This is a genomic window from Pseudomonas sp. P5_A12 (assembly GCF_056400685.1).
Window position 1 is genome coordinate 1 of record NZ_JBFUKU010000218.1, and the last position, 9,237, is coordinate 9,237.

Here is a 9,237-nt window from a genome sequence, read left to right on the forward strand (position 1 = left end):
TCGTAAAACCGGACACTGCGGTGTCTCAGGTAAACCGAGATGACCGGATTGGCGACGGCTTTGCCGCCGAACGCAGCCTTCGGCAGCTGCTACAAAGGTCCACGGTGCCGGTCGCGGGGGTGAAAAATATGCGCCGGCGCTTTATAGTGGCCGACCTCCGTTTCATCAAGTAGCCGAGCCCCATGTCCGAGCCACGCAAGATCCTCGTCACCAGCGCCCTGCCCTATGCCAATGGTTCGATCCATCTTGGCCACATGCTGGAATACATCCAGACCGATATGTGGGTGCGTTTCCAGAAGCACCGCGGCAATCAATGCATTTATGTCTGCGCCGACGACGCCCACGGTTCGGCGATCATGCTGCGCGCGGAGAAGGAAGGCATCACCCCGGAACAACTGATCGCCAACGTCCAGGCTGAACACAGCGCCGACTTTGCCGAGTTCCTGGTGGACTTCGACAACTTCCACTCCACCCACGCCGAAGAAAACCGTGAGCTGTCGAGCCAGATCTACCTGAAGCTGCGCGACGCCGGGCACATCGCCCAGCGCTCGATCACGCAGTATTTCGACCCGGAAAAGAAAATGTTCCTGGCCGACCGCTTCATCAAGGGCACCTGCCCGAAATGCGGCACCGAAGACCAGTACGGCGACAACTGCGAAAAATGCGGTGCTACCTACGCGCCGACTGATCTCAAGGATCCGAAGTCGGCCATCTCTGGCGCCACGCCGGTGCTCAAGGATTCCCAGCACTTCTTCTTCAAACTGCCGGATTTCCAGGAGATGCTGCAAACCTGGACCCGCAGCGGCACCCTGCAAGACGCCGTGGCCAACAAGATCGCCGAATGGCTGGACGCCGGCTTGCAACAGTGGGACATCTCCCGCGATGCACCGTACTTCGGTTTCGAGATTCCTGACGAGCCAGGCAAATATTTCTACGTGTGGCTGGATGCGCCAATCGGCTACATGGCCAGCTTCAAGAACCTGTGCGACCGCACGCCAGAGCTGGACTTCGACGCATTCTGGGGCAAGGACTCCACGGCCGAGCTGTACCATTTCATCGGCAAAGACATCGTCAACTTCCACGCCCTGTTCTGGCCAGCCATGCTCGAAGGCGCCGGTTTCCGTAAACCGACCGGCATCAACGTGCACGGCTACCTGACCGTCAACGGTCAGAAAATGTCCAAGTCCCGTGGCACCTTCATCAAGGCCCGGACGTATCTGGATCACCTGTCGCCGGAATACCTGCGCTACTACTACGCAGCCAAACTGAGCCGTGGCGTCGACGACCTCGACCTGAACCTCGAAGACTTCGTGCAGAAGGTCAACTCGGACCTGGTCGGCAAAGTCGTCAACATCGCCAGCCGTTGCGCCGGTTTCATCCATAAAGGCAACGCCGGTGTGCTGGTGGCGGGTAATGCCGCGCCGGAACTGACCGAAGCGTTCCTGGCAGCCGCGCCAAGCATCGCCGAGGCTTACGAGGCGCGCGACTTCGCCCGTGCCATGCGTGAAATCATGGGCCTGGCCGACCGTGCCAACGCCTGGATTGCCGACAAGGCACCGTGGTCGCTGAACAAACAGGAAGGCAAGCAGGACGAAGTCCAGGCCATCTGCGCGCTGGGCGTCAATCTGTTCCGCCAATTGGTGATCTTCCTCAAGCCGGTCCTGCCGTTGCTGGCCGCCGACGCCGAGGCGTTCCTGAACGTCGCGCCGCTGACCTGGAATGACCACGCGACCTTGCTCAGCAATCATCAACTGAACGAGTTCAAGCCGTTGATGACCCGCATCGACCCGGTAAAAGTGCAGGCCATGAGCGACGCTTCGAAAGAAGACCTGACCGCCAGCGCAACCGACACCGGCGAAGCCGCACCGGCCGGCAATGGCGAATTGGCCAAGGATCCGCTGTCGCCAGAAATCGAGTTCGACACCTTTGCTGCGGTCGACCTGCGTGTTGCGCTGATTCTCAAGGCCGAACACGTGGAAGGTGCTGACAAGCTGCTGCGCCTGACCCTGGACATCGGTGACGAGCAACGCAACGTGTTCTCCGGGATCAAGAGCGCTTACCCGGATCCATCGAAGCTCGATGGTCGCCTGACCATGATGATCGCCAACCTCAAGCCTCGGAAAATGAAGTTCGGCATCTCCGAGGGCATGGTGATGGCGGCCGGCCCTGGCGGTGAAGAAATCTACCTGCTCAGCCCTGATAGCGGCGCCAAGCCAGGTCAGCGCATCAAGTAAGGTCGTGCGGTAAATCGATCCCACAGTCGTGCCTGACGCGACTGTGGGATTTTCATATCTGGCCCACCCTCCGTCCTTGCCGGATAATGCCTAAGCTTTTTAGACCGCTGCGTTAAAAAGCCCCTGTTCTTGCCGGCACGATCATGACCGAGATGCTTCTTACGCTTATCAGCGCTGCCCTGATCAACAATGTCGTGTTGCACTGGCCGCTGGGCGCCGATCCGCTGCTGGGTAGCGAGCATCGGCAAGTCCATGCCCTGGGCATCGCGACGGCGTGCCTGATGTGGATGGTCGGCACATTGGGTAACGCGGCCGACCATTGGCTGCTGGTCCCTCTGGAACTGACGTCACTAAGCCTGTTCGTGTTTTTGCCATTAAGCGTTTTGTTGATTGCACCGTTGTTGAAAGTGCTGTCGCGGGCACTGCCAACGCTGGCGTTTGACGGTCTCTGGCCGCTTCTTTTGGGCAACGCTGGCGTACTCGGGCTGACGCTGCTCAACGCTCAGGACGATAAAGGATTCTTTAACGCCACCTTCCTGAGCCTCGGCGCCGGGTTGGGGTTTTGGCTGGTGCTGAGTCTGTTCAGCGATTTGCGCCAACGCACACTCGATAACGATGTTCCCCTGCCCTTTCGCGGCCTGCCGATTGAGTTGATCGGCGCCGGATTGATCGCGGTGGCCTTTCTCGGATTTAGCGGACTGATCAAAACATGAGTCTGATTCAACGCATCGACGCCCTCTTGCCGCAGACCCAATGCGGCAAGTGTGGTCACCCCGGATGCAAGCCCTACGCCGAAGGCATTGCCAGCGGCGAGCCAATCAACAAGTGCCCGCCCGGCGGCAGCGAAACCATCGCGGCCCTGGCCGAACTGCTGAAAGTACCGGTGCTGGAACTGGACATCAGTCGCGGCTGGGCCCCGGCGCAAATCGCCTACATTCGCGAAGCCGAATGCATCGGTTGCACCAAATGCATCCAGGCCTGCCCAGTGGATGCCATCGTCGGTGCGGCCAAGTTGATGCACACGGTGATCATTGACGAATGCACCGGTTGCGACCTTTGCGTGGCGCCTTGCCCGGTGGACTGCATCGAAATGCGACCGCTGCCGCTGACCACGGTGCTGCCGATTGTCGGGGGCCTGGCCTTCAGCCTTGAAGAGCAACGGGCTCGCGCCGCCAAACGCAACCATGCCCGGCGCCGCTTTGAACAGCGCAATGCCCGCTTGCAGCGCGAGGAACAACAGAAACTCGCTGAACGCCAAGCCCGCGCGCAACGCACCGTTGCGCACACTGAAGTGTCGACGCTCGACCCGGTACAGGCAGCGCTTGAACGCGTGCGCGCACAAAAAGCGGCGAACGCCGATGCGGCGTTGAAAAAGGCCAAGATCGATCTGGCAATGAGCCGGGCGCAACTGAACAAATCGCTCAAGGCCTTCGGGCACCCACCGACCTTCGAGCAGCAGTCGCAACTGATCGTGCTGCAACAACAGTTTGAAGCCGCCGAACAGGCCTTGGCGCAACTGGAAAGCGCGTCACTGCCGACTCCGCCCCCGGTTACCCCGGCGAAAGACGCTGAGCTGAAACGGGCGAAGATCCAATTGGCCATGCGCCGCGCCGAACTCAAGAAAGCCCAGACCAACGAAGCACCGGCCGAACAGATCGAAGCCCTGCAACGCGCACTCAACGAGGCGGAACAGGCGTTACACGTCGCTGAAGCGGCAAGCGAGCAGCCGCTGCCAAACCTGGCGCGAATCGAAAAGCGCCCCATCGATAGCCAGCTTCGACAGCTCAAAACCGAATTGGCCTACGCCCGAGCCGACGTCAGCAAACTCGAACGAGGTGCGGACACCCCAAGCGAATTGATCGACAAGGCCCGAGCGCGCTTGCTGGAAGCCCAGCGCCAGGTGGATGCCTATGTCGCCCCTTGAGTCGGTGGACGAACGCCTTCAGCAGGCGATGAAGCTGGTGTTGCTGGCCACCGTACCGGGAATGCTGACGTTGTTCTGGCTGTATGGCTGGGGCGTCTTGCTCAACCTGATACTGGCGACCGTTACCGCGCTGGCGGTTGAAGCAGCGGTGTTGCGACTGCGCCAGCGCCCGCTCAAACCGACGTTGAGTGACGGCAGTGCACTGGTCAGTGCGACGCTGTTGGCGCTGGCCTTGCCGCCTTACTGCCCGTGGTGGCTGACGGTCTGTGCGGCGGCGTTCGCGCTGCTCGGCAAACAACTGTATGGCGGCGTTGGCAAGAATCCGTTCAACCCGGCGATGCTCGGTCTTGCCCTGGTGCTGGTGGCCTTTCCCCAGCCAATGACGCACTGGCCATCCTCCCACGGCTTGGACTTGCTCGGCGGCTTGCAACAGGTTTTCGGATTCAACCTCAGCGCTACACCGGATGCCTGGGTCCAGGCCACCGCGCTGGACAGCCTGCGAATCAACAAAAGCCTGACCATGGACGAACTCTTCGCCGGCAACCCCGCGTTCGGCCATTTTGGCGGACGCGGCGTGGAATGGGTCAGCCTGGCCTTTCTGGCTGGTGGCATATTTCTTCTGCAACGGCGGGTGTTCAGCTGGCATGCGCCGGTCGGCATGCTCGCCAGCCTGTTCGTCATCAGCCTGCTGTGCTGGAACGGTTCCGGCTCCGACTCCCATGGCTCCCCCCTGTTTCATCTGTTAACCGGCGCCACCATGCTGGGGGCTTTTTTCATTGTCACGGAACCGGTGTCCGGCGCGAAAAGCGCCGGCGCCCGGTTGCTCTTTGGTATCGGCGTGGGCGTGCTGACTTACTTGATACGGACTTGGGGCGGCTATCCGGATGGCTTGGCATTTGCCGTGCTGCTGATGAACCTTTGTGTGCCAGCACTGGAGCGCTTTGTCGCGTCCAGGCAAGAAGTGACCCCATGAGCCGAGCCTCAAGCGTGGTGATTCTGGTGCTGTTGGCCGGGCTGGGAATCGGCGCGACCTACCTCGTGCAACGCATCAGCGCCCCTCGCATTGCGGCTGAACAACGGCTGATCGACAGCCGCAACCTGCTGGACCTGCTACCACCGGCAACTTACGACAATCAACCACTGGAACAGCCGCTCGCCATCGCCAACATCACGTTGCCCAACAGCACGCTGCTGGGCGGCTACCTGGCGACCAAGGCCGGCCAGCCGAGCGCGGTCTTGCTGCGCAGCCAGACCATGGGCTACGAAGGCTCAATCGAATTGCTGATTGCCATCGATCCCAACGGCAAGTTGTTGGGAGTCAAAACCCTCAAGCAATCGGAAACTCCGGGGCTGGGTGGCAAGATCGCCGACTGGCCCAATACCTGGCTCCAGGCATTTGCTGGCAAGTCTCGAAGCGACCCCGACGACACAGGCTGGGCCCTGAAAAAAGATCAGGGGCAATTCGATCAGGTGGCGGGTGCAACCAGCACGTCAAGGGCGGTGATCAGTGCCATTCACGACGCGTTACGCTACTTCGATGAACACCGCCAACCATTGAGCCGGAGTAGCGCCCATGACTAAGTCCCAGGCCCTGCAAAACTCGTTGATGCTTGCACCCCTGATCGGCGCCACGACCTCCTGGGCGGCGGCACTGGGGTTGTGGCTGATGTTCATCGTGGTGATCAGTGCTTACGGCGCGGGCATGTGGGCCTTGCGATCCCGGCTGGTTCCGTCTGCCCGCTTGCTCGCCTGCCTTCTGCTGGCCGCCACACTCACCAGCTGCGCGCAAATGGCCGCACAGGTCTGGTCCCTTCAATGGCACCAACCGGTGGCGCTTTACGCAGGATTGATCGCCCTGCAATGCGTTGTGCTGGAGTACAACGGTTTCTATCAGAGCCCACGCCTGGATCGCTTGCGACTGTGCGCCCTGTTTGGCGCGCTGATGGTCGGCCTGGGCCTGCTTCGCGAACTGATAGGCAGCGGTGGCCTGCACTTCGCCACGCTGGCCCCTGGCGGGTTCTTACTGCTGGGAGTGTTGATCGCCGCACGTCAGGCCTGGCCCCGCTCGACGCCCTCACCTTGATTGACTGTTTTTAGGAAACGCATCGCCCATGAATGCCGCAAAACGTTTGGAAATTTTCCGCCGGTTTCACGAAGACAACCCGGAACCGAAGACTGAACTGGCCTATTCATCGCCATTCGAATTGCTGATTGCCGTGATTCTTTCTGCCCAGTCGACCGATGTCGGCGTCAACAAGGCCACCGCCAAACTCTACCCCGTGGCCAATACACCGGCGGCGATCCATGCGCTGGGCGTCGAGGGCCTGTCGGAATACATCAAGACGATCGGTCTGTTTAACAGCAAAGCGAAAAACGTGATCGAAACCTGTCGACTGCTGGTGGAGCGCCACGGCGGCGAAGTGCCGCAAACCCGCGAGGAACTGGAAGCGCTACCCGGCGTCGGTCGCAAGACCGCTAACGTGGTGCTCAATACTGCCTTTCGCCAATTGACGATGGCGGTGGACACCCACATTTTCCGGGTCAGCAACCGCACCGGCATTGCTCCCGGCAAGAATGTGGTCGAGGTGGAGCAGAAACTGATGAAGTTTGTGCCCAAGCAATACTTGCTGGACTCCCATCACTGGCTGATCCTTCATGGACGCTACGTGTGCCTGGCCCGCAAGCCCCGCTGCGGCAGTTGTCGGATCGAAGATTTGTGCGAATACAAGCAAAAGACCTCGGACGATTGAGGCTCTATTAGATTTATTGATCCATCGATTGAAAAAATCTTTTTTACCCGCCGGTCGATTATCGATATAAGGGGCGCCAAAGGCAGTCTTAGCCTGGAGTTGACCTTATGAGCACTGGCAAAGAGCAATTGGACGTAGAAGACGACTTCACACCCGTTGATGCCGATGACGCTGAACCGGTGGTTGAAGTGGCAAAGACCAACCTGAGCAAACGCCGCACCATCGACAATTTGCTGGAGGAGCGCCGACTTCAAAAGCAATTGGCCGACTACGATTTTGACCTTTAACACCTGAAAGCCTCCCGAAACGGAGGCTTTTTACTAAGTGCCGATCCCTGATGAGCATCGCCTCATCAGCCGTTAGCGGCACTTAGACCAGACCATTGCGTTGAGCCAGTTCGATCAAATCGACCAGGGAGCGCGCATTGAGCTTCAACAACAGGCGAGTTTTGTAAGTACTGACGGTTTTATTGCTGAGGAACATTCCATCGGCAATCTCCTTATTGGTCTTGCCTCTGGCCAACTGTTGCAACACCATCATTTCGCGCCCGGACAGACGATCCACCATATCGGCTTCACTGGCATTGCCAAGACTGGACCGTACGGTATGCAACGCTTGATTCGGAAAGTAACTGTAGCCTGAAAGAACGGCTTTTATCGCACTGAGCAATTCAGTGAGGTCCTGCTGTTTGCAGACATAGCCTGCAGCCCCTGACTGCATACAACGCATGGAAAAATGCCCGGGTGCTTGTGAAGTCAATATCAACACTTTAAGAGGCATCGCTGTCGATGTCAGTCGCGCAATGACTTCCAGCCCATCCAGCTTCGGTATTCCGATATCCAGAATGACAATATCCGGCATAAGTTCGCGGGCCAGTTGTAATGCGTCCACGCCGTTATCTGTTTCTGCAATGACTTCGTAGCCATGGCGCTCCATTAGCATACGCACCGCAAGACGAATGACGGGGTGATCATCCACGATCAGCACTTTATTCATGGGCAAGTCCAATTTTCGCTGTTCGAATTTTTAGAGCCCGCACAATAGCCTAGTCGTTTCATCCATGGCATGCCGCCCCTCTCAGCGACCCACACCGAGAGACATTCCCTACAAACAAGAAGGATAATTCTTACAAAATTTGCACAAATACTGTGTTTCTTAAATTTTACCCGTCCATCAGCGCGCCGCTTTTTGAAATTTTTGTGTATCGATTTACATCCTAAAAAACTAAAGGGACAGGCCAGTGAACGTGCAGCCCGACAAACACCGGCGATTGGGCTACGCTTAAAAAGCAACCAACAATTCAACGCTGAACATTCACACCTTGGAGGCGCAGCATCAACTACCTATCCAACATAATGTTAATAGATCAACATCAAGCAACACTCCTGCATTAAAGATCAACAGAACTCTTCTGAAAACACGAACAGCAGCTATACCCGACCAACCATTAATACAGCTACTATAACACCCACCAAAAACTCAACTAACAGGAACCACAAATAACACCAGCACCAATATAACCAGACTATAAAATACGCAATAAATCCAAACTGACAAATCGAGAAAAGATATTCCTTTATGAGCAAAAAACATGATGAAACCCAAATCAAGAATTACCAACCCCATGACAATCATCGCGGTATTTGCAGCACTATCTGAAACCTCAGCGGCTATTTCACTGCCCTTTCTCGATAATGATGAACGCAAGATTTACATCTGGTTCCTTATCAGCTTCCCCTTTTATTTGCTTTTTCTATTCTTCGCCACTCTCAACTTCAACTACCGATCACTGTACGCCCCCTCTGATTTCGAGAAGGGAAAACATTTCATAAAGGCGATGCCCCACACTGATCAACCGGAAAGTTTCGCACCGACAGACTCGACCAGGCACTGGATTGAGCATCAGGTACGGTTGCCGGCATTGCTAAAGGATCTACACATCGTCGATGTACGAAGGATGAGCAAAAAAATGGAGTTCAATACGCTGATCGAGAAGGTCCAGGCACCTCAGGCCCCCTCTGCACGGTTGATCGTATTTCTTACATGTACCGATTCAGAGCCGCTACTGAAAGAAAGCGCACTCAAGCATTCAAAGCAAACAAGGAAACGCAGCAACACAGCGTTCTGGGTCGCTTATAACGTGAGCTCACAGGGTGTGACGACTATGGCTTGAGTGCCCGATAGTCAAACAAGACAACTCTCTAAAACTCAGAGAGAGAAAAAAGCAGAAGGAATTGTACGAGAAACAAGAAGAACGCTGAAAACACAATGCGCGACAGACAAAACTTCCATTTCAGAATTGTGGCCTTGTCACCGACAAGGCCACACC

10 protein-coding genes are annotated in these 9,237 nt (G+C 57.1%); 9 read left to right on the forward strand and 1 reads right to left on the reverse strand.

Annotated features, from left to right (window positions below; all coding sequences use genetic code 11):
• Positions 1 to 182 precede the first annotated feature (182 nt).
• The 8 genes from metG (at position 183) to AC1DSG_RS22850 (ending at position 7,195) form a co-directional block, all read left to right on the forward strand.
• Positions 183 to 2,234: a methionine--tRNA ligase gene (gene metG, locus AC1DSG_RS22815; protein ID WP_477792909.1), complete on the forward strand. Its 2,052-nt coding sequence runs from the start codon at positions 183 to 185 to the stop codon at positions 2,232 to 2,234.
• 143 nt (positions 2,235 to 2,377) lie between these two features.
• Entirely contained in the window at positions 2,378 to 2,947 is a 570-nt protein-coding gene (locus AC1DSG_RS22820) for an Rnf-Nqr domain containing protein (protein WP_477792910.1), read from the forward strand.
• On the forward strand, positions 2,944 to 4,158 hold the full coding sequence (rsxB, locus tag AC1DSG_RS22825; protein WP_477792911.1) for an electron transport complex subunit RsxB: 1,215 nt from the start codon (positions 2,944 to 2,946) through the stop codon (positions 4,156 to 4,158). Before AC1DSG_RS22820 ends, rsxB begins: the two co-directional genes overlap by 4 nt.
• Positions 4,145 to 5,131: an RnfABCDGE type electron transport complex subunit D gene (locus AC1DSG_RS22830; RefSeq protein ID WP_477792912.1), complete on the forward strand. Its 987-nt coding sequence runs from the start codon at positions 4,145 to 4,147 to the stop codon at positions 5,129 to 5,131. Before rsxB ends, AC1DSG_RS22830 begins: the two co-directional genes overlap by 14 nt.
• Positions 5,128 to 5,739: an RnfABCDGE type electron transport complex subunit G gene (locus AC1DSG_RS22835; protein WP_477792913.1), complete on the forward strand. Its 612-nt coding sequence runs from the start codon at positions 5,128 to 5,130 to the stop codon at positions 5,737 to 5,739. Before AC1DSG_RS22830 ends, AC1DSG_RS22835 begins: the two co-directional genes overlap by 4 nt.
• Positions 5,732 to 6,241, forward strand: coding sequence for an Rnf-Nqr domain containing protein (locus AC1DSG_RS22840; protein WP_477792914.1), 510 nt, complete (start codon positions 5,732 to 5,734; stop codon positions 6,239 to 6,241). Before AC1DSG_RS22835 ends, AC1DSG_RS22840 begins: the two co-directional genes overlap by 8 nt.
• Positions 6,242 to 6,269: 28 nt before the next feature.
• Positions 6,270 to 6,908, forward strand: a complete 639-nt coding sequence (nth, locus tag AC1DSG_RS22845) for an endonuclease III (RefSeq protein WP_007943576.1) — start codon at positions 6,270 to 6,272, stop codon at positions 6,906 to 6,908.
• A 107-nt stretch (positions 6,909 to 7,015) separates the two neighbouring features.
• Complete coding sequence (locus tag AC1DSG_RS22850; protein ID WP_476212249.1) at positions 7,016 to 7,195, forward strand: PA3496 family putative envelope integrity protein; 180 nt, start codon at positions 7,016 to 7,018, stop codon at positions 7,193 to 7,195.
• Positions 7,196 to 7,277: 82 nt separating this feature from the next.
• On the opposite strand, the gene AC1DSG_RS22855 is transcribed toward AC1DSG_RS22850, so the two are convergent.
• Positions 7,278 to 7,904, reverse strand: coding sequence for a response regulator transcription factor (locus tag AC1DSG_RS22855; protein WP_007943575.1), 627 nt, complete (start codon positions 7,902 to 7,904; stop codon positions 7,278 to 7,280).
• Positions 7,905 to 8,499: 595 nt separating this feature from the next.
• On the opposite strand from AC1DSG_RS22855, the gene AC1DSG_RS22860 reads away from it, so the two are divergent.
• On the forward strand, positions 8,500 to 9,081 hold the full coding sequence (locus tag AC1DSG_RS22860) for a hypothetical protein (RefSeq protein WP_477792915.1): 582 nt from the start codon (positions 8,500 to 8,502) through the stop codon (positions 9,079 to 9,081).
• Positions 9,082 to 9,237 lie beyond the last annotated feature (156 nt).

Coding starts and splice junctions, on each gene's coding strand:
- rsxB (WP_477792911.1), top strand. CDS start 2,944: ATGAGTCTGATTCAACGCATCGACGCCCTCTTGCCGCAGACCCAATGC.
- AC1DSG_RS22840 (WP_477792914.1), top strand. CDS start 5,732: ATGACTAAGTCCCAGGCCCTGCAAAACTCGTTGATGCTTGCACCCCTG.
- AC1DSG_RS22835 (WP_477792913.1), top strand. CDS start 5,128: ATGAGCCGAGCCTCAAGCGTGGTGATTCTGGTGCTGTTGGCCGGGCTG.
- AC1DSG_RS22850 (WP_476212249.1), top strand. CDS start 7,016: ATGAGCACTGGCAAAGAGCAATTGGACGTAGAAGACGACTTCACACCC.
- nth (WP_007943576.1), top strand. CDS start 6,270: ATGAATGCCGCAAAACGTTTGGAAATTTTCCGCCGGTTTCACGAAGAC.
- AC1DSG_RS22855 (WP_007943575.1), bottom strand. CDS start 7,904: ATGAATAAAGTGCTGATCGTGGATGATCACCCCGTCATTCGTCTTGCG.
- AC1DSG_RS22830 (WP_477792912.1), top strand. CDS start 4,145: ATGTCGCCCCTTGAGTCGGTGGACGAACGCCTTCAGCAGGCGATGAAG.
- metG (WP_477792909.1), top strand. CDS start 183: ATGTCCGAGCCACGCAAGATCCTCGTCACCAGCGCCCTGCCCTATGCC.
- AC1DSG_RS22820 (WP_477792910.1), top strand. CDS start 2,378: ATGACCGAGATGCTTCTTACGCTTATCAGCGCTGCCCTGATCAACAAT.
- AC1DSG_RS22860 (WP_477792915.1), top strand. CDS start 8,500: ATGATGAAACCCAAATCAAGAATTACCAACCCCATGACAATCATCGCG.